Source organism: Anaeromassilibacillus sp. SJQ-5 (assembly GCF_054108045.1).
Genome location: NZ_JBPJWQ010000001.1, coordinates 546,207 through 569,103, shown reverse-complemented (window position 1 = coordinate 569,103; position 22,897 = coordinate 546,207). Strand labels below are relative to the sequence as shown.

Genomic DNA, 22,897 nt, shown 5'->3' with positions numbered 1-22,897 from the left:
ACCCATTCCTTTCCATCTACCCCCGCGATAGGCGGCGGCTCCTTATTTCGTCATCAGCTCGTACCAGGAATAGACGTGATGGATGGCGCCGCCCAGCTTGTTGTAGCCGGTGCCGTCCAGCTTCTGGCGCAGGACGCCCTGCTCGGTTACCAGCTTATCCTTGCCGGAGTAGTAGTAGGTGATGTTGGTGGGGGTGATTTTGATGGTCTCGGTGCCGGCGATGAGGCGGCAGTTGTTCTTTTTCGCGTAAGCCAGCTCCACGTTGGTGGCCCGGTCGAACTGGCCGGCGCCGGTGTTGTAGTAGGACATGATGCCCAGGGCGTGGCATTTCTTGGTCATGAGGTCGAGGATGTTCACCGTGGCGCCCGACTCATCAGTCACCTTGTCCGCCTCGGTAAACCAGGACCAGACGTCGTATTCCAGCTGCACGCCGATGGCGTCGCACTGTTTGCGGGCTTCCACCACCATGTCGGCCATCCACTGGGTGTATTTGGCCCGGTTGTTATCCCACTTGCTGCCCATGGTATGGGGCTCCACGTCCAGGTGGATGGCGTAAAACTTTTCATCCTTGGCGGCCCGGCTCTGATACCCGGCGATCTTCTCGGCAAAGGCCTTGATTTGATAATTCTTCTTGTCCGGGTCGATCCAGCGCAGGACGCTGTCCCCCGAAGCGCCGGTGAGAGCGGCCACCCGGATGTTGTACTTGGCGCACTTCTTGACGAAGCCGCGCACGTACCGCTCGCTGACCAGGCCGGCGGCCTTGTCGTCGTCGGTCAGGCCGCCCTGGGCCTCTTCCTCATCCCAAGGCATCATGGCGCTGACATCCAGGTAGATTTCCGTCACCTTATTGGCGATGAGCATATCGAGGACCATGTCCACCGACACGCCGTCTATCGGCTCGACAATCCCTTTGAGGGTCCACCACCAGGCGCCCAGGGTAGTGGCGTCCCCATCCTTGCGGAAGTTGACCACCGGGCCCTTGTACAGGCTGCCGGGCTTGAAGTCCGCGCTGCCCACCTGGGCGGCGCCGGGATTTTTGGACGGGGTTTTGGCGGTGGTCGTGGTGGGAGTGGGCTTGGCGGTGGTTTTGGCGGCGGTGGTTTTTCCGCCGGCCGGTTGTGTGGTGGCTGTGGTGCTCATATGGCTATCCTCCGTGTTTTCAGTACTGGCAGCGCCGTCTCCGGACGCATCCGGTGCGGAGGACGAAGCGCTCTGGGACGAGCTGCTCTCCGGGATCGACGACGAAGGGGCGGGCTCCCGGCTGCAGCCCGCGGCGGCCAGCGCCAGCAGCAGAGCCAGAACGGCCGCCAACGCGCGGCGACAGGGCTTTCTCATCGATATTCACATTCCTTTCGCTAACGGTTTCATCTGGCGGACGGGTCAGTTCTTCAGACTGTACCAGCGGTCGATCTGATGAACCGCCAGGCCGAAATTCCGGTTGGGGAGATTGCTCAGCAGCTTGGCGTTGAGCTTGGTCAGCTCGGACACCATGACGGTTTTGCCTTCCTCCATATAGGAGACGGCGTCGCCTTCCTTGGAATAGGTTTCGGCCCCGAGGATGACCTTATGGCCGTATTTCTTGGCGTAGGCGATCTCCTCCTTAGAGACATCCCACATGGCGGCGGCGGTGTCCCGGTAGGACATGACAGCGATGGTGTCGCATTCCCGCGCCATCAGCTCGGCCAAGACGATGGAGGCCCCGCTGCCGTCCTTGACCACATCGGTCATCCAGAAGGGAATATCCCACTCCAGCAGGGTGCCGGCGGCCTTGGCGGCGGGCACCGCCTTTTGGAGGGTGAAATCCGCGAACAGCTGCATCACCTTGGCGCGCCCGTCGGCGCCGGTTTTGAAGTCCGGGTGCTGGTGCGGCTCCACGTCCAGATGCATGGCGTAGAACCGCTCCTCCTTGGAGGCGGCCTTCTGGTAGGCGCCAAACTTATCCACATAGGTCTGGAAGCCGGTGTTTCCGGGATTGATCCAGCGATAGTCCCCGGTGAGGGCGGCCACCCGGATGCCTTTGGCGGCGGCCTTTTTGACAAAAGCGCGCACGTCGGCGAAGGTGGCCTTGGCATTGGCGGCTTCCGACATTCCGTCGATGCACAGATAAATCTCGCTCACCCGGTTTTTCTGGCAGAAGTCGAGATAGGTGTCGGCCTTGGCGGTCTTCACCTGGCTGACGTTCCACCACCAGACGCCCAGGGTATTGGCGTCGCCCGGCTGACGGAAGGCCATGGTGGCGCCGTCGGGAGCCGTGGTGGCCCGGGAGGTGGTGGTCGTGGTCACGGGGGTGGAGGAAGAGGCCGCGCCCGAGGAGGAATTGTTCGGACGGGTGGACGCCGTCGAGGCCCCGCCCCCCGCGGTGGATCCGCCGGGCTTGGAGGAAGCGCCGCCGGTCGGGCGGGTGTCGTCCGTCTGCGCGGAGGAGGAAGCGGACGAAGCATCGGACGCGTCCTCGCCGGAGGCGTCGGGAACCGTGCTTTCCGGAGCGGAGGATTCCGCGGATCCGGAGGCTTCGCCGGAGGACAGGGGGGCGCTGGGCTCCTCCCGGCCGCCGCAGCCAGCGAGCAGCACCATGCCGCCGAGAACCAGGGCGGCCAACAGGCCGACAGCCCGGGATGCGTAGGGGGTATGCATGATCATGACTCATCCTTTCCGTCGAGAAAGGCCCGGAACAGGGCCTCGTCCGCGTCGAAGCGGGAGCGGACAAACACGTCCGCGTCGTCCTTGGTGTAATGGGTTTCCACAATCCGGCGCACCTGGGGCTTCAGCAGCTCCCGCAGGGCGGCGACCTCGGCCGCCCGGTTGCGCACGATGGTCTTTTCCGCGTCGGTGACGGGCATGCGCAGCTTATACAGTTCCCGGCCGATGGTCAGGGCTTTCAGCCGGTAGACGCTGGTAAGCTCCATGACGCGGAGGGCCTCGGCCTCATACCGATGGCGCTTGGCCAGGCGGCTGACCCGCTCGATGCGGGCGTAGCGGTCGGCGGCGGGGCCGTGGAAAAGGGCTTCTTCCGCCACCCCGAAAAAGGCGGCGGCGAAGCGGGTATCGAACCCGTCCCGGACGGCCTGCCGGTTCCACAGTTTTTCGGCGGCGAACAGGACGGGATACCACACGGTGTCGAAAAAAGGGTGAGGCGGAGCGATGGTGCCGCTGTAGTTCGACCAGACGGTCATGCAGAAGCCGTCCAGCCCTTCCTCGGCGCAGACGCGGCCCCACATGTCCACGTTGCCCAGGCGCAGCTCATACCAGGGCATATCCAGGTACTGGGGTTCTGGCCCCTCGCCGCACTTGGCGGCGGCGGCGCCCAGAACGGTGAACCCGGCCTGTTTGAACCGGCGGGCCAGCTTGACGGCCAGGGCGTAGTTGCTCTCGTAATACAGCCAAATCATGACCACCACCCGCTTGTCCAGCAGCTCGAGCTCCTCGTCGGAGAAGCTGCGGAGCATATCGTCCCAGACGATGGGGGTTTTCCCCGCGGCCAGGGCCCGGGCGGCCAGGCGGTTGATGTGGCCCAGATACAGGCGGTTCTTGCCGTTCTCCCCATACCGGGCCAGGCAGTCGGGGCAGCTGAGCAGGTTCCAGGCCTCGTCGCAGCCAAGGTGAACGTACCGGCTGGCGGGATGGGCGGCCATGACCTCGTCGAGCAGGGTCTCCACCACGGAACAGGCTTCGTCGCTGCTCGCGCAGATTTCATCGATATGGTTATAGTGCTTGAAGCCGGTGGGGCCGAAGCTGTAGGGCAGGGGCGTCTCGGGGAACTCCCGCATCTCCCGCAGATGGTGATACCGGGGGAGCTTGAGCATATATTCCAGATGGCCGATGGTCTGCTGCAGGGGGATTAACTCGATATGTAAGGCGGCGGCCCGCTCCTGAATCCGCCGCAAATCGGCGGGGGTGAAATGGGCGGGGTCGGCAATATCGGGATAGGCCTCGAAGGGGAAACGGTTCTCATATTCCAGCAGGAAGGTATTGAACCGGGCGGCGGACAGCTCCTCCAGAATGGCCAGCATCCGCGAAACGCTGGGAAAGCCGTACCGCATATCCATATGAAACGCCCGGAAGGCGGCGTCAGGGTAATCGATTACTGTGCCGCAGAAGGATCCATCGTCGGCCAGGGTTTGTTCATAGGCGTGCAGGCCGTAGAGAACGCCCCGGGGGTGGGCCGACAGCACGCAGACCAGACCTTCGTCCGCCGAGAGGAAAAAGCCCTCTTCCCGGCCGGGCCGGCGCAGGACAGCGGGCAGATCGGGCAGGGTGGCGTCCGCCTGCGCGGCGATCACGGCGTAATACAGGCCGTCCGCCTGCACGGACAGGGCGCCCAGGCTCCGGAGGGCCAGGCGTTCCTCGGCGAAGGGGCCGGCGTTGGTGGCGGTAAAGCCCCGGGCGGGTGAAACGCCGGGGACGGTATGCATTTCCTTGGGAGCGGGAAGCAAAGGCATGGGACCTCCATCCTTTCATGGGGTTACTCTATTCTTATCATAACAGGCGGAATGGGGCGGGTCTTTGCAAATTTTATGGAAACTTACCACTATTCAAGACGTCCCGCGCCATTTCCTGGAGAATAAAAGCCCGCCGCAGCGGAAGCTGCGGCGGGCTTACTGGCTGGCCGGCACAGCCGGCGAGCGAAGGGTTTCAATTATCTTTCAGGGAAGAGATGACGCTATCGAAAATATCCAGCGCCTGCTTTCTGCGCGGCGCGTCGAGAGCGTCCAGCCTCCTGAGAACGTCGTTGCTTTTGGATTCGTAGCCGACAAGCAGACTGTCCTGCAGGACATCATCGGCGGAGGCGGACAATGTGTTGAGAATTTGCACGAAGGTCTCGAGCTTGGGGACTTTATCGCCGCTTTCGATATCCGCCAGATACCTCGTGCTGATACCGATTCTTTCCGCACACTCTTTCAGGCTCCAGCCACAGGACGCTCTATAGGATCGCAGTTTCTTTCCCAGGCGTTTGCAGTTCACCGGAATCGCCACCTATCTCGGGGTATTTTCTACGGATAGCATACCAGTTATTCAAGTCCGGAGAAATGCTCTATTCGTAGAAAAATCCCCACATAGTGGGTTGACCGTCGTGAAAATATAGGGTACTATTTGAGCCAGAAAAGAAAAAAGCCACTACGGCCATGAGGCGGCGGTGGATTTCGGCATCCATTGGCTTTACATTTACTGGAAATTATGGTATGGTATAGTTGGATGATAATAAAAGAGGTGAACCTGTATGAAGAAATTCCTTTGTATAGTATGCTCCCTGCTTTTTCTCTGCTTCTGCCCTATCCGGGCGCTGCCTGTAGACGCCGCGCGCGCAGTCTATGCGCCGACCGACCTAAAAATCGACCAGACGACGAGCGGCGGTACGCTGACAGTGACCGGCTCGTGCACAGCGAGGCCGGACTTCACCGCCAGGCTTGAGCTGACTTTGCAGGTTTATCAGGAGGATGGCGGCTGGGCCAATGTCCACACCCGAGCCCAATGGGAACTCCACGACGGACGGCATACGGCGACCATCCGGTCGCTCTATCCCATAGACAGCCGGACGTACCGCATCATGCTGACGGCGACGACCATCGACGATCAGCACCGCGCATTAGGAGAAAGAACCGTGTACGCGGCGGTAAATTGAACAAACCCCCGGTACCTGAACTGCAGGAACCGGGGGTTTCTCTTTAAGGCCGTCAGCGGCGCTGGAACACGCCCTTCTTCCAAAGCACCAGACCGGCACCTCCGGCCGCGGCCAGGGCGGCCACCGTGATAAGCGGGCCTATCCACCAGCGGGTGGACACCGGGCCGCCCCCGGTATCCTGCCAGCTGGGCAGGGCGGTGGTGGTCGTGGGCGGCAGGGTCGTGGTCGTGGGCGGCTGCGTCGTGGTGGTGGTCGTGGTCGTCGTCGTGGTCGTCGTCGTGGTCGTCGTCGTAGTCGTCGTGGTTGTTGCGGTGGTGGTCGTGGTTGTGGTGGTCGCGGCGGTGGTTGTGGTGGTAGTCGTCGTGGTGGTGGGGACATAGCGGCTGTTGCGTACCAGGAGAAGGCCGTTGGCCACTTTGCGCAGGGAGCCGGCGGAGGGGACGTTGCGCACCTTGAGGCCGTCCTCCGGCAGCTTCACCACCATGGTGGAGGAGGCGCCGCCGTCCAGATTGATGGCGGCCACACAGCCGGCGTCCAGCATCAGCTGCCCGAGATTCTTGCCGTTGACCCCTTCGCTGACATCGTTCTGCCGGCCGTCCACCGTCATCCAGACGATGCTGTTATCGGCCCGGAAGCCCATGGCGGTGCGGGGGTTGCGATTGCGGTACAGGCTGTCGTCCGGCAGGGCGGCCAGCTGGCCGTCCTGGGCCAGGATGGCGCTTCCGCCGAAGGAAAAGGCCACGTTGGCCCAGCGCTCGTCCTGAAAGGCGAAGTCGAGGGAGACGGTGTCCCCCACCTTCAGCCCCGCCAAGGGGGCCTTGGCCTTGTCGGTGGCGGAGAGCACCACGGTGCCGGCCTTCAGGGGGGCATTGCCGGCCGTGGTCACCGCCGTGACCTTGCCGGTCATGGCGCCGCCGGGGCGGATGGTGTCGTCCTTCACCTCCAGGCTGACCTCCAGGCCGCCGTCGGTATGGGTGGAGGTATCATACAAATCCGTGTAGAGGACGAAATCGTCGGGGCTGCTGTTCGCGGCGGCGGGGGCCCGCAGGCGGTTGATATGCTGAATAACCGTAGCCTGTTCCCCGATGGTGCAGGTGGCCTGGAAGGTGGGGGTGGGGGCCACAAAGCAGGTATTGTCCTTATTGATCGCCATGACGACCTGTTCGCTGCCGTTCAGGGGGCTGCCGGGGACGGGCGGGCTGACGTACAGTTCCCCATCCTGCATGAGGAAGCTGAAGGGAATGCCGCCGTAAGAGGCACCCAGCTTGAAAAAGCTGCCGTTGATGGCGGCCAGAACGTCGCCATTGGCATCGGCTTGCTTGGCCATATCCAGCACGTTTTGATTGCCGCGGATCTTGCCGTTGGACAGCCCTAGGCGCATATCGACCGGCCCGCCCAGGGGAAAGGAGATGGTATGGACCTTCTGGGGCCCCTGGCCGGTCTTGACGTCCTGATACTGATAGGTGACGCCGGGAGCCAGGCTGGAGGCCTTTTGGGAGACCACGGAGGTAATAACCGCCGCGCTGACAGAGGCGGTGAGGGCGAGAGCGAGGAGAGCGGCGGCAGCCGAACGGGGGCCGGCGGCGCGGGTGGCAAAACGAGGCATGGCGATCCATCACATTCCTTTCGAGGGGCTGGAGACACAGGCAGAATGCCGGGCGGAACCGCGGCCTTCCTGCAAGCTACATATTTATAGGGACAGGGGGATTGCACTTTCCCCGGCGGCATGGTAAACTGGCTGCTGTACAATAACAACTGGGAGGGATATCGATGCAGCATCAAGTCCTAGACATCCGGGCGGGCGCCGCCGGGACGACCGCCAAGCTCTATACTTACATCCGGGATGAGTCGCCCGAAATGGAGGCGCACCGACGGCCTGCAGTGGTCATTTGTCCGGGCGGCGGGTATGGCATGACTTCCGACCGGGAGGCGGAGCCGGTGGCGCTGAAATTTCTGGAAAAGGGGTTTCAATGCTTTGTTCTGCGCTATTCGGTGGAGCCGGTGCGGTTCCCTGCGGCGCTTCTTCAGTTGGCGACGGCGGTGGCCATGGTGCGCAGCCGCGCCGACAAATGGCATGTGAACGCCGACAAAATCGCGGTCTGCGGCTTTTCGGCGGGGGGACATCTGGCGGCCAGCCTGGGCGTGTTCTGGAACCGGGAGTTCGTCAACGGGCCGCTGGGGCTGACGCCGGGAGACGCGAAGCCGAACGGGATGATTCTCGGCTATCCGGTCATCACCTCCGGCGAGTTCGCTCACCGGGGCTCCTTCATCAATCTGCTGGGAGACCGGTATGAGGAAGATCGCGCGCTGACATCCTTGGAAAACCAGGTTTCGGCAGACACGCCGCCCACCTTCCTCTGGCACACCTGGGACGACGCGTGTGTGCCGGTGGAGAATTCCCTGCTGCTGGCGACGGCGCTGCGGAAAAACGGGGTGCCGACCGAGCTGCACATCCTGCCCAGCGGGCCCCACGGGTTATCCTTGGCCACGGCGGAGACCGGCGTGGTGCAGGAGGCCTGCGCAGGCTGGCCGGACTGGGCCGCCCGATGGCTTTGGGATTTATAAGAGGCGGGCTTTCAACGTCCAGTATACCATGGCACCGGGCAAAACACCAGACGAAAAGGCGGCGGCAGAAAATCTGCCGCCGTCTAATTTTTATGCGCAAACTTGTATGGATAGACTAAATCCCGGCGATCAGGAATTCGCAGTCATCCCGGTGAGCGGCGGCCTCCAGGGCGGGCGGCGGAGCGGCGTCGGTGAGCACGTAGGACACCTCCCCAAAGCCGGCCAGCCGGTATTTGAAGGGACGGCCGAATTTCGAGGCGTCGCATAAAGCCAGGGTAGAGCCGGCGTTGCGGATCATAGCCTGCTTGACGTAGGCCTGCTGGAGGCTGGCCTCATACAGGCCGTCCCCGTCCATGCCGCAGCAGGAGAGCAGGCAGAGATCCAGCCGCAGCCGGCGCACAAAATCGACCGCCGGCTCCCCAACGAAGGAGCCGGTGTCATCCCGCCAATAGCCGCCGGTGAAGAACAAGCCGATATGGGGCATGCGGGTGACGGCCTGGGCGGTTTCCAGGCCATTGGTCACCACGGTCAGGTGCTGGAAGGGGCGGAGGAGGGGGCAAACCTGCCGCACGGTGGTGCTCGCGTCGAGGAACAGGGCCATGCCGTCGGAGACGAAGTCGGCGGCCAGGGCGGCGATGCGCCGCTTTTCCTCCACCCTCTCGCCGGCGCGCAGCAGGTGGTGCCGCTCCTTGCTGGAGGTGACGAGCAGTTCCACCCGGCCGCGGCCGCGCTGCACAAGGCCCATCTCCTCCAGCTCCAGCACGTCGCGGCGGATGGTGGATCGGCTGTAGTGCAGGGCGGCGCCCAGCTCGTCGAGGGAAGCGCTTTTATAGCGGGTGAGCCAGTCGAGGATTTGCTGCCGGCGATCGTTCGGCATGGGGACGCCTCCATTCGTTCAAAATATTTGAACAATTCACATTTAGTATAGCAAATATTTGAACGAATTTCAATAAATTGTTCACCTCTTGTTTTCCGGCGCGGCGCTGTCTATACTGAAAGCCGCAAGGGAGGGGACGGCGGATATGCGGCTGCGCGCGCTGCGGGAAACGCCCGCTTATATGCGGCTGTTTCTCATGGGATGGACCGTGTATTTTATCAATTATTTCGGCCGGTACAATTACGCGGCGGCCATGGTGGTCATCGGGCAAGCGGAGGGGCTTCGGACCGATCAGCTGGGGCTTATCGCCTCCACCTTGTTCGTCTCCTACGGGCTTGGACAGCTGTTCAGCGGGTGGCTGGGCGACCGGCTGAACCCCAAGGCGCTTATCGCGGCGGGCATGCTGGGGTCGGCGGGAAGCAACCTGCTGATGGGGCTGGCCGGCAGCGTGGGGCTGATGCAGGCGGCGTGGTGCCTCAACGGGCTGTTCTGCGCGCTGATTTGGGCGCCGATGATCCGGCTGATGACGCTGTGCATGCCGCCGGAACGGCTGCGCAAAGCGATACTGTCTTTCCATTACGCCACGTCGCTGGGAACCACGGGTACCTATCTGCTCATTCCCCTGCTGGTAACTCACTTCCCCTGGCGGGTATCTTTTCTGGTGCCGGCGGCGCTGACGCTGCTGACGGGGCTGGGATGGATCGCCGTGGGGGCGACCACACGGGGCTGTTACCAAACGCCGGAAAAGGTGGAAACGAAAAACACCGTCAAAGCAACCGAAAGCTTCCGGGCGTTGTATTTGGTCTCCGGTCTGCCTCTGCTGCTGGCTATCATCCTGTTCATGGGACTGCTCAAGGACGGCATCATGACCTGGGTGCCGCAGGAGATGACCGATACGTTCCAAATCGATGCGGCGCTGTCGATCTTTCTGACAGCCATCCTTCCGCTGGTGAATCTGGCGGGACTGTGGTTGATCCAAAAGCTGAGCAAGCGTCCGGGAAGCGACGACGTGCGCACCTCTTTCCTGCTGTTCGGCGCGGCGGGCACGGGCATGCTGCTGCTGGTGGCGGTCGGGAGGCTCCACCCGCTGCTGACCGTGCTGCTGTTCTCGGCGGTCAGCCTGTGCGTTTCCGGAATCAACACGGTGCTCATCAGCCTGGTGCCGCTGCAGTTCGCCAAGGCAGGACGTTCGTCCACGGTGGCGGGACTGACCAACGCGTTCACCTATCTGGGCAGCGCGCTGTCCGGCTGGGGGCTGGGACTGGCGGCCGGGCAGTGGGGCTGGAACGCGGTCAACTGGCTGCTGTTCGGGCTGTGCGCCGCCGGGATGGGGCTGTGCCTGGCGGTGCGGCCGCTGTGGCGGCGGTTTTTAGGACTGTAGAGAACCCCTCGGCGGAACCGCGGTTCCCGCCGAGGGGTTTCTTGTGTTTTTATTAAGAAGCGGACAAGGGGGTTGCGGCGGGAGGGGAAATCTGGTATTCTTACCCATACTATAGGGGATTTCTACGCGGCGGCCGCATAATGGGCGGGCGGACGCCGCACACTACCAGAAAAGACGGGGGGACGGATTATGAGCTTTTATCACGGACAGCATCGCGAGCGCTCCTATTTCGAGGGCTGGTATTTCAAGCAGCAGGCAAACGGGCGGACGCTGGCCGTCATCCCGGGGATCAGCATGGCGGCGGACGGGAGCAAAACGGCGTTCATTCAGGTGATCACGGAGTCCGCCTCCCATTTCGTCGCGTATCCCTTCTCCGCCTTCGAGGCGAGGCGGTCGCCGCTCGGGGTGCGTATCGGCCAATCGGTCTTCACCGCCGAGGGGCTGTTCCTGGACATTCGGGAGCCGGATCTGACACTGCGGGGCAAGCTGCATTACGGGGAGCTGACGCCGCTGGAATCGGACATCATGGGGCCGTTCCGCAGCATGCCACTGATGGAATGCCGCCACCGGGTGATCAGCATGCGCCACACGGTGCAGGGGCGGCTGAACTATCAGGGGGAAACCCTCGTCTTCGACGGGGGCGTCGGCTACATGGAGATGGACTGGGGCACCTCCTTCCCCCGCTCGTATCTCTGGACCCAGTGCAGCGCGCCGGAGGAGGACTGCTCGGTGATGGTATCCATCGCGGACGTGCCCTTCCTGGGACGGAGCTTCCGGGGCTGCATCGCGGCGGTGCGATACCAGGGGCGGGAAATCCGGCTGGCCACCTATCACGGGGTGAAAATCCGGCGATACAGTGGCAACGGGCTCATTCTCCAGCAGGGCAAGCACTGCCTCAAGGTGGAAGCGGATCCGGATAAGGCGCAGGATCTCAAGGCGCCGAGCGGCGGGCACATGTCCCGGGTGATCCGGGAAAGCGCGGCCTGCCCGGCCCGCTACCGCCTATATGAAGATTACCGGCTGCTCTTTGATCTGCGGGCACAGGACGCCAGCTTTGAAGCAGTCGATTACGACGAATAAGGGGACGAAACCGATGAGGGATATACCAGCCGCCGCCATGACCCATGGCGGCAAATTCCATGCCGACGACGTGTTTTCCGCCGCGCTGCTGCGCCTGCTGCGGCCGGATATCCGGATTCATCGGGGATTCCAGGTGCCGGAGGCGTTCGAGGGGCTGGTGTTCGACATCGGGCTCGGCCCCTTCGACCATCATCAGCAGGACGCGCCGGTGCGGGAAAACGGCGTGCCCTACGCGGCCTTCGGGCTGCTGTGGCGGGAGTTTGGCGCCCGCCTTCTGCCGGCGGAGGAGGCGGCGCGGTTCGACGCCTCCTTTATCCAGCCGCTGGATGAGGACGACAACACCGGCTGCGGCAACACGCTGGCGGGGGTGATCGGCGCGTTCAACCCCACCTGGGATTCCCCAGCCGCTCCTGACGACTGTTTTGAGGAGGCGGAAAGGGTGGCCCGGCTCCTCTTGCAGAAAAAGCTGGAGAGCATCCGGGGGATCGGGCGGGCCAGGGCACTGGTGGAAGAGGCGCTGACCCATATGGAGGACGGGGTGGTGATTCTGCCCCGGTTCGCCCCCTGGAAAAGCGTGCTCATCCCCTCCCCGGCCCGCTTCGTGGTCTATCCCTCCCAGCGGGGCGGCTACAGCGCCCAGGTGGTGCCGGCCGACGAGGAAACGGGGGCGGCCAAGCAGCCGTTTCCCGCCGCCTGGGCGGGACAGACGCCGGAGGCGCTGGCGGACATGACCGGCATCGCCGGGCTGCGTTTTTGCCACAACGGGCGGTTTCTCATTGCGGCGGACACCCTGGAGGAAGCGGTGCGGGCCTGCCGGCTGGCGGATGGAAAATAGCCAAAGGGGATGGCGCCTGGCGCCATCCCCTTTTTGTTTAAACCAGCGGCGGTTCAGCGGAATTTCTCCGCCAGCTCGCGGCCGTAGGCCTTATAGTCCTCCAGCATGGCCTCATCGGGCTCCCAGGAGGCGCGTTTGCCCTCGCTGACCACCTCGAAGCCGGAGGCCGCCAGCTCCTCGCTTATCAGCTTCACGGCCTCGCCGCTCCAGCCGTAGCTGCCGAAGGCGGCCGCCTTTTTCTTCTTGAACTTGGCGCCCTTCATCAACTCCAGAATGCCGGCGATGGCGTACAGATAGCCGTTGTTGACTGTGGGGGATCCCACCACCACCGCCTTGGACTGGAAGACCTCGGCGATGATGTCTGTCTTGTCCGACTTGGAGGCGTTGAACAGCTTGACCGTCACGCCCGGGTCGGCCTCCCGCAGGCCAGCGGCGATGGCCTGCGCCATGTGGCGGGTGGCCTCCCACATGGTGTCGTACACAATCGACACCTGGTTATCCTGGTAATCGGCCGCCCATTCCAGATATTTCTCCACAATCTGGGCGGGATCGTTGCGCCAGATGACGCCGTGGCTGGTGCAGATCATATCCAGCGGCAGGTTCATGGCCTGAATCTCCCGGATTTTGCGCGCGACCATCATGCTGAAAGGGCAGAGGATATTGGCGTAGTATTTGCGGGCCTCCGCCATCAGCTCGCTCGGATCCACCATATCGTTGTACAGGGATTCGGTGGCGTAGTGCTGGCCGAAGCCGTCGTTGCTGAACAGGATGTTTTCCCCGCTCATGTAGGTGAACATGGTATCCGGCCAGTGCAGCATGGGGGCCTCGATAAAGGTCAGGGTGACCGTGCCCAGATCCAGGGTATCCCCCGTTTTCACCGGGATGAAGTTCCAGTTCTCGTGATACTGCCCGGTCAGGGACTTGACGCCGTTGGCGGTGCAGTAAATCGGGGTATCGGGGATCTCCTTCATCAGCAGGGGCAGGGCGCCGCTGTGATCCACTTCCCCGTGGTTGACGATGATCGCGTCGATTTGGCTGAGCTCCACCTCCTGCTTGAGGTTTTGGACAAATTCCTTGTCGTAGGGCTTCCAGACGGTATCCACCAGCACCGTCTTCTCGGTATCCCGAATCAGGTAGGAATTATAGGACGAACCATGATGGGTGGAATACTCGTCCCCATGGAACTTTTTCAGCTCCCAGTCCACCTTACCGACCCAGGTCACTTTCTCCGTCAATGTCTTTCCCATAGCGTATCTCTCCGTTTCGGCTGTAGTATGTCCTTGTTTGTGAATAGTATAACACATTTCTCAGGAAAAATCATCCCCTGAAGCTTAAATTATACCAATTCAGTATACTTTACAAGAGAGCCGCGTATCTTCGACATAAATTTTGTGATTTACCCGGTCGGCATAGACACCCGTAAGGAATAAAGAAAGGCCCGGCTTTTGCCGGGCCTTTCCTGGATAGACGGGACTATTTCTTTTCGCAGCAGCCGCCGCGGCCGTCCTCTGTGGGCGGGAAGAACTCGTTGACCGGGAAGCACATTTTCTTGAAGAGGTCGCAGGGATTGTCGGTGGTGGGGCAGCATTCCTTGCAGGGCATGCAGTAGTCGTACACCGGCACCAGCATCTGGACGTTGCGCACAAGCTGCACGATGGTGAAGATGCCCAGGGTCACGAGGACGATTTTGTTGTCCTCATCGTCGCAGAACCCGCCGCCGTACCGGTTGCAGATGCATTCCGGGATGTTGCAGCAGCAGCCGCAGCAGCAGCAATCGCACTTGCAGCGGTCGCAGGGCTCGATGAGGCGGGCGCTCAGGATGACGGGATCCGCCACCTGGACGGTGCAGCGAGGCGCGTTGCGTCCGGGCATATCCTGCGGGTCGCAGGAATTGTCGCGGAACTCGCTGCTGAATACCCGCACATTGCCCTCGCTGCCGTAGAGGATGACCTTTTTCTGGAACATGCCGACGCCGCAGACGGTGGAGCAGGGCATGCCGTGGCCGGCATACACCTCGACCTCCACCTCGAAGAAGAAGGTCAGGTCGCAGGAATAGTACCCGCGGTTGAAGGGCAGGGCCTCCACGTCTATGTAGGTGGTGATGACCTCCGCCCGACGGGCGCGGATGCTCGCCGCATGGTCGACGACCATCTGATCCCGCTCGGTGAAATAGACGCGCATATCTTCGATGCAGTCTTTATCCGAGCAGGAATCGTACACGCGGCCGGCGTCCACGCAGACGGCTTCTTTACAGCCGTTGTCATGGATGAACTTGTTGTCTGCCATGAAAAAATCCCCCTGTACTGTTATTAAAGAGATTCCGGCCTGGGCAGGGGCGCCGCTGTATGTATGTCCCCGCGCAGCGCAGAGCCGGTCAACACTTCAATACCATAGTATGTCAGAGGGATTTTTTGGTTACGGTTAAATCATTCGGCCAGGGGCTTCAAACGGGCGAAATTGGCCATAATTTTTTTAGTTCCCGCCTGTTCGAAGGCGATGGCCAGCAGGCAGTCGTTGCCCATGGGCGTCACAGAAAGAATCCGGCCCTTGCCAAAGGTGTTATGCAGCACCGCGTCCCCCGCCTTCCAGCGGGTTTTCATGTCGTCCGGGCCGGCGGGCGCGGCCTTGGCCGTGCCGGCGGCGGAGAAGCCGCCCCCCGACCAGGCGGCGGAACGGCCCGGCGCCGGGGAGGACGCGCCGCGGCCCGCCCCCTGCCAGGAGGACGCCGCCCCGCCCCACGCGCCCTGAGCGGCCGGCTTGGCCCCCCACTGCACGCTCTCATAAGCGGCCCGGCGCTGCCGGTCGCTGCCCGTGGTCAGTTCGGGCGGGATATCGCTCAGGAATTTGGAGGGCCGGTTGCGGCTGGTGGATCCGTACAGCATCCGGGAACGGGCGTTGGTGATGAACAGCTCTTCTTTGGCGCGGGTGATGGCCACGTAGCATAGGCGGCGATCCTCCTCGAGCTCCTCCGGATCGAACAAGGTCTGATAGCCGGGGAACACGCCGTCCTCAAAGCCGGGCAGAAACACCACCGGGAACTCCAGGCCCTTGGCGGCGTGCATGGTCATCATCACCACCGCGTCGGAGGACGCGTCGTAGTTGTCCACGTCGGTCATCAGAGCCATTTCCTCCAGAAAGCCGGCCAGCTCGGGAACCTCCTCCCCGCTTTCCTTCTCATAATTCAGGATGGAGGACGCCAATTCGTTGAGGTTGTCCACCCGGCCGGCCTCGGCCTCGCCCTGCTGCTCCCACATGGCAAGATAGCCGGTGGTTTCCAGCATGGTGCGGTAGAGCAGATGGATGGAGGTTTCGGGATCCTCGTTCAGTTCTCTGAGGTGATCCATCATGGAAACGAAGCCCTTTAGCTTGTTCGCCGCCCGGCCGATATCGGGATAATCCTCGGCGTGGGACAGCACCTCGTACAGGGAAAGCCCCAAATTTTCCGCGATGGCCGCCGCCTTGTCCACGGTGGCGTCCCCGATGCCGCGCTTGGGCTCGTTGATGATCCGCCGGAGGCTGACGCCGTCCTCCGGGTTGTTGATCACCCGCAGGTAAGCGGTGGCGTCCCGCACCTCCTTGGTGTCATTGAAGCGGTGACCGCCGATGATCCGGTAGGGCACGCCGCTTTTGACCAGGGCCTGCTCGATGGCGTTGGACTGGGCGTTGGCCCGGTAGAGCACGGCGAAATCGCCGTATCGCCGGCCGTCCCGGATGCCCTCCAGGATGGTGTCCGCGATGAAGCGGCTCTCCTCCTCCGCGTTTTCCAGGGTGACCAGCTGGATTTTGTCCCCCTCGCCGTTGGCCGTCCACAGGGTTTTGCCCTTCCGGTTCTGGTTGCGAGCGATCACCGCGTTGGCGGCGCTCAGTATGTTCTGGGTGGAGCGGTAATTCTGTTCCAGCCGGATGACGGTGCAGGCGGGGAATTCGTCCTCGAAATGCAGGATATTCTCAATGGTGGCGCCCCGGAACTTATAAATGCTCTGATCGTCGTCCCCCACCACGCACAGGTTGCCCGAATGGGCGGCCAGAAGGCTGATTAAGCGGTATTGGGCGTGGTTGGTGTCCTGATACTCGTCCACCATGATGTACCGATACCGCTTCTGGTACCGCTCCAGCACGTCGGGGCAGGCGGTGAACAGTTCCACCGTCTTACACAGCAGATCGTCAAAATCCATGGCGTCGGCCTCTTTGAGCCGGCGCTGGTACACGGCGTAGCACTGGGCCACCTTTTTCAGCCGGAAGTCGCTGCTGACCGTGGGCTGCGCCGCGTATTCCTCCGGGGCGAGCAGGCTGTCCTTGGCCCGGCCGATTTCCGAGAGGATGACCTTGTGGCCCAGGGTCTTTTCATCGATGTTCAGGGCCTTCATGCAGTCCTTCATCAGGCGGCGGCTGTCGTCGGTGTCGTAGATGGTGAAATGAGAGGAGTAGCCGAGATTCTCCCCCTCCCGGCGCAGAATCCGGGCGCAGAAGGAGTGGAAGGTGCTGGCCATGACTTCGCTGCCCTCGTCACCCAGCATCCGGTTCAGCCGCTCCTTGAGTTCGCCGGCGGCCTTATTGGTGAAGGTGATGGCCAGGATCCGCCACGAGGGGCAGGGATCCACCTCCAACAGGCGGCTGAGCCCCGCGTCCAGCCGCCTGTTGCCCGCCGCGCAGGCGCGCAGCTCGTCCATATCCTCATCCCGCAGGGCGACCGGGACCTCACCGCTGCCGTAGGCCTTGCCGAACCGCACCAGATTGGCGATGCGGTTGACCAGCACGGTGGTCTTGCCGCTGCCCGCGCCCGCGAGGATGAGCAGCGGGCCGTCGGCGTGAAACACTGCCTGCCGCTGCCGGTCGTTCATGCGGGAAAACTCCCGGTTGAGAATCTGCCGGCGCAGATTGAGAAATTCCGTCGTATCTATCATAATATACCCTTTCACGTCTTGATGAAAACAACGCCGGCATGCCGCCTTGAGCGGTAGTGCCGGCGTTGTCGCGTATAGGACTGGAAGCGTTAGCCGAAGAGGGACAGCAGGATGCCGGCCGCCACGGCAGAGCCGATGACGCCCGCCACGTTGGGGCCCATGGCGTGCATCAGCAGGAAGTTGCTGGGGTTCTCCTGCTGCCCCACCTTCTGCGCCACGCGGGCGGCCATGGGAACAGCGGACACGCCGGCCGAACCGATCAGCGGGTTGACCTTGCCCTTGGTGAGCACGTACATCAGCTTGCCGAACAGGACGCCGCCGGCGGTGCCGAAGCAGAAGGCCAGCAGGCCGAGCACGATAATCAGCAGGGTCTTGGGCTGCAGGAAGGTGGCGGCGTTGGCCGTCGCGCCCACCGTGACGCCCAGCAGGATGGTGATGATGTTCATCAGCTCGTTCTGAGCGGTTTTGCTGATCCGCTCCACCACGCCGCTCTCGCGGAAGAGGTTACCGAGCATCAGCATGCCGATGAGGGGCGCCGCACTGGGCAGCAGCAGCACGCAGATGACCGTGACGAAAATCGGGAACAGGATTTTTTCCAGCTTGGAAACGGGGCGCAGCTGGGTCATGACGACCGAGCGCTCCTTCTTAGTGGTCAGAGCCCGCATAATCGGCGGCTGGATGATGGGCACCAGCGCCATATACGAATAGGCGGCCACCGCGATGGCGCCGAGCAGATGGGGCGCCAGCTTAGAGGTCAGATAGATGGCGGTGGGGCCGTCGGCGCCGCCGATGATGGCGATGGAGGCCGCTTCCTGGTTCGTAAAGGCCAGTTCGGGGAAATTCAGCAGGCCGAGCGCCCGCGCGCCAATAAAGGTGGCGAAGATGCCGAGCTGCGCCGCCGCGCCCAGAAGGAAGCTGCGGGGATTGGCAATCAGGGGGCCGAAGTCCGTCATGGCGCCGATCCCCAGGAAAATCAGGGGCGGATAGATGCCGAATTTCACGCCCTGGTACAGGTACCACATCAGGCCGCCCTGGTCAAAGTGCTGCCAGGAAGCGGAGGTAACGGTCATGACGCCGTTGATTTCCTCTTGTGTGTGGATCATGACCTGATACATCTGATCGTATATGCCCTGATTGAAATGCTTGAGCTCCTCCGCCGTGAGCGGAACCAAGGAATTCTGCTGCGGATCCATGACACCCGACAGGGGCAGGTTCACCAACAGCATGCCGAAGGCGATCGGCAGCAGCAGCAGCGGTTCGAACTGCTTTTTGATCGCCAGATAAATCAGCACGCAGGCGATGCCGATCATGATCAGGTTTTTCCAGCCGCCGTTCTCAAAGTTGAACAGGCGGGCAAACCCGGATTCCTCCCATAGCTTTTGGATTGCCGTCCAAAGTTCTCCCATGTATTTCCGTCCCTTCTCCATCGCGGCTGAACGCCGCGGCCTCATTCGCTGTGCAATCCACGGAGGCGCCCGTCAGAACGGGCGGGTGCTCTCCGCCAGGCCGGCCGCCGCCCAGACCGGGCGGCCCTCCCGGACGCGGGAAACCTTGCGTACGGCGTACCGTTTCCCCTCGGGCGCCATGGAAGCCACCGCCGCCGCGATGACCGCCACCACCTCTTCCGGAATACCGTCCTGCACGGCGGGCGTGGGGGCAATCTTCGGTGCAGCCGCCGGTTTCGGCTTGGGCGCGGGAACGGCCGGGGCCTCCTTCTTCGGCCGGTGCATCACCTTGCCGAACAAAATGAAAATCAGAGTCAGCACCACCAGGGTGGCAAACACAACGACGACGCCGATGAGCGCAGTCATCAGGGAATCCCCCATGACTTTACCCGCCGATTCGGCCGCCGTCAGACTATAAAGCGCAGCCTGCATATTCCGTTCCTCCATCTTCCCGGCGGAAACGCGACGCGTCCCGCGCATTCTTGGCGAAAAGGAAGAAAACCCCATTCCCGCCCATTATAAAACTATGGGATATTATACCGCAAAGTCCGGCGATTTGCAATCGCCGGCGGACATTTTCCCCCACAGAATATTTGTGAATTCTTTCACACGTTTTGTCCAAAACGCAGAACCTGCGGTTTTTCACCGCCGGGGGACGGCAAGCCTTTTGTTTTTGTCGATTTTCTGCTATACTGAGCGGGGAGAAAACCCGGCGGGAGACGCCGGTTCATAAAGGAGACAGCTGTATGAAATCAGTAGTTTTGCTGTGCGACGGCATGGCGGACACCCCCTGCCCGGAGCTGGGGGGACGCACGCCTATGGAGGCGGCGCGCAAGCCGGCCATGGACGCGCTGGCCGCGGTCAGCGAGATAGGGCTGGTCCGCACCGTTCCCGATGGAATGGCGCCGGGCAGCGACGTGGCGAACCTGACGATGATGGGATACGACACCCGGGCCTGCTATACCGGGCGTTCTCCGCTGGAAGCCGCCAACATCGGCATCGATTTGGCCGACGACGACGTGGCCTTCCGCTGCAATCTGGTGACCCTGTCGGATGATCCGGTCTTTGCGGACAAGACCATCCTGGACTACTGCGCGGGCGATATTCACACGCGGGAAGCCGACGAACTGGTGCGGGCGGTGCAGGAGGCATTCGGCGGCGGGGATTTTGATTTCTACACCGGCACCGCTTACCGCCACTGCATGGTCTGGCACGGGGGCCAAACGGAGTTGGGGGCCGTCACCCCGCCCCACGATATCACCGGCCGGGTCATCGGCGGCTATCTGCCTCGGCATCCCGACGCCGCCCCGCTGCTGGACATGATGGAGCGCAGCTACGCCCTGCTGAGCGATCATCCCATCAACCGGGCGCGGGTGGCCAAGGGGCTTCCGGCGGCCAACGCCATCTGGCTGTGGGGGCAGGGCAAGCGCCCCCGGCTGGAGCGGTTCTCGGATCGGTTCGGGGTGACGGGGGCGGTGATTTCCGCCGTGGATCTTCTCAAGGGGATTGGCCGGCTGGCCGGCATGGAGGTCTGCGAGGTGGAAGGCGCCACCGGCTACATCGACACCAATTACGAGGGCAAACGGCAAGCCGCGCTGCGTGCACTGCAAAACGGCGCCGATTTCGCGTACATTCATGTGGAGGCCCCGGACGAATGCGGGCACCGGGGAGAAGCCGCCAACAAGGTAGGGGCTATTGAGGATATCGACAGCCGGATTCTGGCCCCGCTGCTGGAGGAACTGCCCAAGCTGGGCGCGTTCTCCTTGCTGGTGGCCCCTGACCATCCCACTCCGCTGGCCATCCGCACCCACGCGTCGGATCCGGTGCCTTATCTGCTGTATCGCTCCGAGGCGCCGGCGGCGGGCGGGCCGGCTCGGTTCACCGAAGCCGCGGCCCGGGAGACGGGACGTTTCATCGAGCCCGGATACGCGCTGCTGTCCCGGTTGCTGGGGCGCTGAACTGACGAAACAAGGAGGGGCGAAGCACCGCATGGTGCTTCGCCCCTCAGCTTGTCAAAGAAGTATCGGAGGGAAGGGGAGGTGTGGGGCACGACGTGCGCGTCGTGCTGGGAACCGTCTGGGAGCTTTAGCTCCCCGGTCCCCACTCCGCGTCGAGCGAAGCGGAGCACCCGCCCGCCAGTATTGGCGGGCGGGCTTTTTGTTGTCTCTACTCTATGGATGCGGGGGGCGTTTCTTCGCCTTGGGGCCGGGGGCCTTGCCGCTCCTTATATTGTTTGAACAGGCGAAAAAAACGAATTCCCTGGGACAGCATGAGGAGGAAAAAGGGGAGGAAAAGCAACACAAAGTAGCCGGCCGGGGATTTGAGATAGTCGAACAAAGCCCCGGCCTTGGGCAGCCGAAAGCGGTACTGGCCGATCACCTTCTCCTTGAGCGCCGGATAGCTGTCCGCCGATTCGTTGGCGGTGCCGTAGGTCACATAGGCGTCCTTTCCCTCGTAGCTCGTCAGCTCCTGCACCTTATGCGTCACCACCTCGCCGTAATTAGCGGGGTCGATGGAGCGGAAGGTGATGATGTCGCCCGGCTTCACCTCCATCCGGCTGTCGGCCTTGGTGACCACCACGTCGCCCGCGGCAAATTCGCTTTTCATGGAATCGGACCGCACGATGGAAAACTTATAGCCGAACAGCCCCTTCCCCTCGACCTTGTCGAAGGTGGCGACGGAAACGATCGTAAACAGCGTCGCCAGGATGGCGATCAACGCGATCAACACCGTGAGAACCCGGCCGGCGATGGCCAGGGCTCTGCGCGCGGGAAGCAGCGCTGCGGCCTGTGTTCTTTGGTTGTCGTCCATGTTGCGTACCAAACCTTTCCGGGTGATACGGCGTCAACGATGCTGTCCACGCCCGCTACCCTATCGCACGGGATGAGCCTTTGGTTCATTATAGAAAGGTTTTCGCCGTTTGTCAACGAAGGCGGGACGGGCTTTATTTCAGCGGGAGCCACACGGTGAAGGTGGTTCCCGTTTTTTCCTGGCTGTCCACCGTAATCCGGCCCCGGTGACGGCCCGTGATGCTGTGGGCGATGGCCAGCCCCAGGCCGTAACCGCCCTGATCCCGCGAACGGGAGGGATCGGCCCGGTAAAAGCGTTCAAACAGGCGGGGCAGATGCTCCGGCGGGATGGGCGCGCCGGTGTTATTGACCATAAGCCGGGCCTTGTCCCCTTCCCGCTCCAGGGTCAGGGTGACGACACCCTTCTCCCCCGCGTATTTGCAGGCGTTGTCCAGCAGAATCCGGACCAGCTGCTTGAGCTGCCCTTCATCGCCGGTGACCTGGATATCCGGCGCCACGTCGCTGCACAGGGTGATCCCCTGCTCATACGCCACCGACTCAAAGGGCAGCAGACAGCTCCAGACCGCGTCGCTGAGGCTCAGCGGCAGGGCGGGAAGCGGTTCCCGGGCCGCGTCCGCCTTGGCCAGGAACAGCATGTCGTCCACCAGGCCCTTCATCCGGCGGGCCTCGTCCCCGATGTAGGCCACCCATTTTTCCTGCCGGGCGATGGACTCCTCCTTATGGGCCAGGAGGATGTCGGTATTGGCCAGGATCACGGTCAGGGGTGTTTTCAATTCATGGGACGCGTCGGCCACAAACTGCCGCTGCTGCTCCCAGGCCCGTTTGACCGGCCGCAGCGCCCAGCTTGACAGAAACAGGCTGATGAAGAAAAACGCCGTCAGCCCGCCCAGGCCCACCAGCAGGGAGGTGATCACCAGGCTGAGCATCGACCGGATTTCCCCGCTGCGATCCGCAAAGGCGATTTTGGTCCCCGCGGCGGTTTCCCGCAGCAGATAGCGGAGGTTGAGGGCGTTCAGCACCCCCTCGTCCCTGTCCCCCTCCAGCGCCAAGGACACCGCCTGGGCGAGGGTTTCCTCCGACATATCCACCGCGGTGTCCTCGGTCACCGTGCGCACGGCGCCGTCCGCGCCGACCAACACGCAGAACACCGGTGTCAGAGCGCCGGGGGGCGAAAAGGGCTTACCGCCGATCTCGGATTTTGGCGGGGTCTTCCCCCCCTCCCGGTCCAGGGCGCGGCGCATGGCGTCGTGACTCTCGTTATACAATCGCTGGTAGGTGAACACACACAACGCGGTGAAGGCGATCAGCAGCACCGCCGAAACCAGCAGCATATTGATCAGGACAAATTTCCGGCGCAGCTTCTGCAGCATGGTCCTGCCT

19 protein-coding genes are annotated in these 22,897 nt (G+C 62.6%); 6 read left to right on the top strand and 13 right to left on the bottom strand.

Going from position 1 to position 22,897, the window contains the following annotated elements:
* Positions 1 to 42 precede the first annotated feature (42 nt).
* From ACSAMM_RS02315 to ACSAMM_RS02300, 4 genes are all read right to left on the bottom strand, one after another.
* The gene (locus ACSAMM_RS02315) at positions 43 to 1,335 is read right to left on the bottom strand and encodes a hypothetical protein (protein WP_457789487.1); all 1,293 of its coding nucleotides are present in this window, start codon (positions 1,333 to 1,335) and stop codon (positions 43 to 45) included.
* Positions 1,336 to 1,380: 45 nt separating this feature from the next.
* Positions 1,381 to 2,640: a hypothetical protein gene (locus tag ACSAMM_RS02310; RefSeq protein ID WP_457789486.1), complete on the bottom strand. Its 1,260-nt coding sequence runs from the start codon at positions 2,638 to 2,640 to the stop codon at positions 1,381 to 1,383.
* Entirely contained in the window at positions 2,637 to 4,439 is a 1,803-nt protein-coding gene (locus ACSAMM_RS02305) for a family 20 glycosylhydrolase (RefSeq protein ID WP_457789484.1), read from the bottom strand. The genes ACSAMM_RS02310 and ACSAMM_RS02305 overlap by 4 nt, the downstream gene beginning before the upstream one ends.
* 193 nt (positions 4,440 to 4,632) lie before the next feature.
* The gene (locus ACSAMM_RS02300) at positions 4,633 to 4,962 is read right to left on the bottom strand and encodes a helix-turn-helix domain-containing protein (protein ID WP_178725844.1); all 330 of its coding nucleotides are present in this window, start codon (positions 4,960 to 4,962) and stop codon (positions 4,633 to 4,635) included.
* 256 nt (positions 4,963 to 5,218) lie between these two features.
* Here ACSAMM_RS02300 and ACSAMM_RS02295 point away from each other — a divergent pair, with 256 nt between their 5' ends.
* Positions 5,219 to 5,620, top strand: a complete 402-nt coding sequence (locus tag ACSAMM_RS02295; protein ID WP_457789482.1) for a hypothetical protein — start codon at positions 5,219 to 5,221, stop codon at positions 5,618 to 5,620.
* A 52-nt stretch (positions 5,621 to 5,672) separates the two neighbouring features.
* Here ACSAMM_RS02295 and ACSAMM_RS02290 read toward each other — a convergent pair whose 3' ends face one another.
* Positions 5,673 to 7,226 carry a phosphodiester glycosidase family protein gene (locus ACSAMM_RS02290; protein ID WP_457789480.1) on the bottom strand — a complete coding sequence of 518 codons (1,554 nt, stop codon included), beginning with the start codon at positions 7,224 to 7,226 and terminating at the stop codon, positions 5,673 to 5,675.
* Between the two features lie 164 nt (positions 7,227 to 7,390).
* On the opposite strand from ACSAMM_RS02290, the gene ACSAMM_RS02285 reads away from it, so the two are divergent.
* Positions 7,391 to 8,185: an alpha/beta hydrolase gene (locus tag ACSAMM_RS02285; RefSeq protein WP_457789478.1), complete on the top strand. Its 795-nt coding sequence runs from the start codon at positions 7,391 to 7,393 to the stop codon at positions 8,183 to 8,185.
* Positions 8,186 to 8,300: 115 nt separating this feature from the next.
* Here ACSAMM_RS02285 and ACSAMM_RS02280 read toward each other — a convergent pair whose 3' ends face one another.
* A complete protein-coding gene (locus tag ACSAMM_RS02280; protein WP_178723742.1) occupies positions 8,301 to 9,062 on the bottom strand; it encodes a DeoR family transcriptional regulator in 762 nt (253 codons plus the stop codon).
* Positions 9,063 to 9,207: 145 nt separating this feature from the next.
* Here ACSAMM_RS02280 and ACSAMM_RS02275 point away from each other — a divergent pair, with 145 nt between their 5' ends.
* The 3 genes from ACSAMM_RS02275 (at position 9,208) to ACSAMM_RS02265 (ending at position 12,358) form a co-directional block, all read left to right on the top strand.
* Positions 9,208 to 10,443, top strand: coding sequence for an MFS transporter (locus ACSAMM_RS02275; RefSeq protein ID WP_178723739.1), 1,236 nt, complete (start codon positions 9,208 to 9,210; stop codon positions 10,441 to 10,443).
* Between the two features lie 189 nt (positions 10,444 to 10,632).
* A complete protein-coding gene (locus ACSAMM_RS02270; protein WP_457789476.1) occupies positions 10,633 to 11,523 on the top strand; it encodes a tocopherol cyclase family protein in 891 nt (296 codons plus the stop codon).
* 13 nt (positions 11,524 to 11,536) lie between these two features.
* Positions 11,537 to 12,358, top strand: a complete 822-nt coding sequence (locus tag ACSAMM_RS02265) for an MYG1 family protein (protein WP_457789474.1) — start codon at positions 11,537 to 11,539, stop codon at positions 12,356 to 12,358.
* Between the two features lie 53 nt (positions 12,359 to 12,411).
* Here the strand turns inward: ACSAMM_RS02265 and ACSAMM_RS02260 are convergent, their stop codons facing one another.
* The 5 genes from ACSAMM_RS02260 to ACSAMM_RS02240 all read right to left on the bottom strand — a co-directional run bounded on the left by ACSAMM_RS02260 (position 12,412) and on the right by ACSAMM_RS02240 (position 19,139).
* The gene (locus tag ACSAMM_RS02260) at positions 12,412 to 13,605 is read right to left on the bottom strand and encodes an anaerobic nitric oxide reductase flavorubredoxin (RefSeq protein WP_178723730.1); all 1,194 of its coding nucleotides are present in this window, start codon (positions 13,603 to 13,605) and stop codon (positions 12,412 to 12,414) included.
* Between the two features lie 226 nt (positions 13,606 to 13,831).
* Entirely contained in the window at positions 13,832 to 14,644 is an 813-nt protein-coding gene (locus ACSAMM_RS02255; RefSeq protein WP_457789473.1) for a hypothetical protein, read from the bottom strand.
* 140 nt (positions 14,645 to 14,784) lie between these two features.
* Positions 14,785 to 17,262: an ATP-dependent helicase gene (locus ACSAMM_RS02250; RefSeq protein ID WP_457789471.1), complete on the bottom strand. Its 2,478-nt coding sequence runs from the start codon at positions 17,260 to 17,262 to the stop codon at positions 14,785 to 14,787.
* An 89-nt stretch (positions 17,263 to 17,351) separates the two neighbouring features.
* Positions 17,352 to 18,572, bottom strand: a complete 1,221-nt coding sequence (locus ACSAMM_RS02245) for a sodium ion-translocating decarboxylase subunit beta (RefSeq protein ID WP_178723751.1) — start codon at positions 18,570 to 18,572, stop codon at positions 17,352 to 17,354.
* Between the two features lie 168 nt (positions 18,573 to 18,740).
* Complete coding sequence (locus tag ACSAMM_RS02240; RefSeq protein ID WP_178723726.1) at positions 18,741 to 19,139, bottom strand: OadG family transporter subunit; 399 nt, start codon at positions 19,137 to 19,139, stop codon at positions 18,741 to 18,743.
* Positions 19,140 to 19,453: 314 nt separating this feature from the next.
* On the opposite strand from ACSAMM_RS02240, the gene ACSAMM_RS02235 reads away from it, so the two are divergent.
* Positions 19,454 to 20,665 (top strand): cofactor-independent phosphoglycerate mutase, encoded by a 1,212-nt coding sequence (locus ACSAMM_RS02235; protein WP_457789469.1) that lies wholly within the window; start codon positions 19,454 to 19,456, stop codon positions 20,663 to 20,665.
* A gap of 208 nt (positions 20,666 to 20,873) precedes the next feature.
* Here the strand turns inward: ACSAMM_RS02235 and ACSAMM_RS02230 are convergent, their stop codons facing one another.
* Both ACSAMM_RS02230 and ACSAMM_RS02225 read right to left on the bottom strand, forming a co-directional pair.
* The gene (locus ACSAMM_RS02230) at positions 20,874 to 21,518 is read right to left on the bottom strand and encodes a signal peptidase I (protein WP_457789467.1); all 645 of its coding nucleotides are present in this window, start codon (positions 21,516 to 21,518) and stop codon (positions 20,874 to 20,876) included.
* Between the two features lie 133 nt (positions 21,519 to 21,651).
* Positions 21,652 to 22,887, bottom strand: coding sequence for a sensor histidine kinase (locus tag ACSAMM_RS02225; protein WP_457789465.1), 1,236 nt, complete (start codon positions 22,885 to 22,887; stop codon positions 21,652 to 21,654).
* Between the last annotated feature and the right edge of the window lie 10 nt (positions 22,888 to 22,897).

Coding starts and splice junctions, on each gene's coding strand:
- ACSAMM_RS02315 (WP_457789487.1), bottom strand. CDS start 1,335: ATGAGAAAGCCCTGTCGCCGCGCGTTGGCGGCCGTTCTGGCTCTGCTG.
- ACSAMM_RS02270 (WP_457789476.1), top strand. CDS start 10,633: ATGAGCTTTTATCACGGACAGCATCGCGAGCGCTCCTATTTCGAGGGC.
- ACSAMM_RS02245 (WP_178723751.1), bottom strand. CDS start 18,572: ATGATCGGCATCGCCTGCGTGCTGATTTATCTGGCGATCAAAAAGCAG.
- ACSAMM_RS02310 (WP_457789486.1), bottom strand. CDS start 2,640: ATGATCATGCATACCCCCTACGCATCCCGGGCTGTCGGCCTGTTGGCC.
- ACSAMM_RS02280 (WP_178723742.1), bottom strand. CDS start 9,062: ATGCCGAACGATCGCCGGCAGCAAATCCTCGACTGGCTCACCCGCTAT.
- ACSAMM_RS02230 (WP_457789467.1), bottom strand. CDS start 21,518: ATGGACGACAACCAAAGAACACAGGCCGCAGCGCTGCTTCCCGCGCGC.
- ACSAMM_RS02285 (WP_457789478.1), top strand. CDS start 7,391: ATGCAGCATCAAGTCCTAGACATCCGGGCGGGCGCCGCCGGGACGACC.
- ACSAMM_RS02240 (WP_178723726.1), bottom strand. CDS start 19,139: ATGCAGGCTGCGCTTTATAGTCTGACGGCGGCCGAATCGGCGGGTAAA.
- ACSAMM_RS02290 (WP_457789480.1), bottom strand. CDS start 7,226: ATGCCTCGTTTTGCCACCCGCGCCGCCGGCCCCCGTTCGGCTGCCGCC.
- ACSAMM_RS02265 (WP_457789474.1), top strand. CDS start 11,537: ATGAGGGATATACCAGCCGCCGCCATGACCCATGGCGGCAAATTCCAT.
- ACSAMM_RS02235 (WP_457789469.1), top strand. CDS start 19,454: ATGAAATCAGTAGTTTTGCTGTGCGACGGCATGGCGGACACCCCCTGC.
- ACSAMM_RS02255 (WP_457789473.1), bottom strand. CDS start 14,644: ATGGCAGACAACAAGTTCATCCATGACAACGGCTGTAAAGAAGCCGTC.
- ACSAMM_RS02295 (WP_457789482.1), top strand. CDS start 5,219: ATGAAGAAATTCCTTTGTATAGTATGCTCCCTGCTTTTTCTCTGCTTC.
- ACSAMM_RS02260 (WP_178723730.1), bottom strand. CDS start 13,605: ATGGGAAAGACATTGACGGAGAAAGTGACCTGGGTCGGTAAGGTGGAC.
- ACSAMM_RS02250 (WP_457789471.1), bottom strand. CDS start 17,262: ATGATAGATACGACGGAATTTCTCAATCTGCGCCGGCAGATTCTCAAC.
- ACSAMM_RS02275 (WP_178723739.1), top strand. CDS start 9,208: ATGCGGCTGCGCGCGCTGCGGGAAACGCCCGCTTATATGCGGCTGTTT.
- ACSAMM_RS02305 (WP_457789484.1), bottom strand. CDS start 4,439: ATGCCTTTGCTTCCCGCTCCCAAGGAAATGCATACCGTCCCCGGCGTT.
- ACSAMM_RS02225 (WP_457789465.1), bottom strand. CDS start 22,887: ATGCTGCAGAAGCTGCGCCGGAAATTTGTCCTGATCAATATGCTGCTG.